The sequence below is a fragment of the Arcanobacterium sp. (ex Cirak et al. 2026) genome, assembly GCF_053585065.1.
The window spans coordinates 1-1372 of record NZ_JBQJCE010000025.1 but is presented as its reverse complement, the minus strand read 5'-3'; the positions used below and the strand labels follow the sequence as shown (position 1 = coordinate 1372).

At 53.3% G+C, this 1372-nt stretch carries 1 pseudogene; it reads right to left on the bottom strand.

Annotated elements, in window-relative coordinates:
• Positions 1 to 126: 126 nt before the first annotated feature.
• Positions 127 to 1242: pseudogene (locus tag ACTOVJ_RS08230) on the bottom strand (terminase large subunit); the annotation flags it as partial.
• Positions 1243 to 1372 lie beyond the last annotated feature (130 nt).

The window sequence follows — 1372 nt, the reverse complement described above, 5'->3', positions numbered from 1 at the left end:
TATTCCGCAGTAAGTGTCGATTCCTGCTGCAAGTAAAACAATATTTGCGCAACAACTTTGTTGACTAAATACGGTTATCTACAGTGTATATATATCTCACATTATGTTGTCAAGAGAAAATTCTTTTTACAGTACGAGTAGTCTTCTCGTATCGTAGATGCTGCCGTTTACGTGCCTGGTGTCGTTTCGGATGGCGCGGTCGAGGGTCATGATCGTGGCGACGACGACGTCGATCTTCTCGGTGCTCTTTTGTTTGTCGGGTTTGATGTTGCCTGCCGGATCTTGGCGGACGTGAATGTTGTCAACCATCCAGGACAGGACTGGGTGGCCTGCGTGGGCGAGCCTGCCCTCTAAGGCTAGTTTCATGAGTTCTTTCGACGGTGGGCTCATGTCCTTAAAACCCTTACCCGAAGGGAACAACGGTGAGACCTAAGGCTTCGAGGTTTTGACTCATGTGGACCGCGCCCCACCGGTCGAACGCAATCTCCCTAATGTCGAAGCGCTGCCCGAGTTGTTCGATGAGGGTTTCGATCGTGCCATAGTGGACGACGTTACTTTCCGTGGTTTGCAGAAAACCTTGCTGGCACCACAGGTCGTAGGGAACGTGGTCACGGGCGACGCGGAGTGTGAGGTTGTCGTGCGGTATCCAAAACCACGGAGCGATGAAGTATCTGCCTTCGTCGTCTCCGGTTTGGGGTGGGAGACGAGCACGAACACCGTGATATCCGTCGTCGAGGCAAGATCAAGCCCGCCGTAACACACCCGCCCCTCCAAATCGGACAGACCACCAGGAGCATTGTTGGCGTTCCAGGTGTGCATGGGCATCCACCGCACCGACTGTTTCATCCACTGGTTGAGTCATAGTTGTCGGAAGGTGTTTTCTTCAGCCGGGTTCTGCCTGGCTTGTTCGCACGCAACCCGTACTTTCTCCACTGGGATAGTCACCCCTAGAGAAGGGTTAGCCTTAAGCCACACGTCCTCGTCGGTCCAGTCATCGTCGCGCTCCGCCCCATCAATCACCGAAGAGAACGTCGGATCAATCTTTTTGCCTGCGAGGATATCTAACGCTTTCTCATGCTGCTCATAACAAATACTATGCATATCAGTGCCTGCCGTGGTGATCAGGAAGTACAAGGGTTGGGTACGAGCATCACCGGAACCCTTCCTCATCACATCGAACAAGGCGCGGTTCGGTTGGGTGTGCAGCTCGTCGAACACGACACCGGAGATATTGAAGCTGTGCATTGTCGAGCTTGCAGGTAAAGACTTCAACTCTGAGGCTCGCCACATGCCCTATGCATGCAGACTCGGCCTGAGCAAACGATGCCAACAACGTCAGCAACAGTTCCCCGTCAGCGCTTAACGTGTCGAT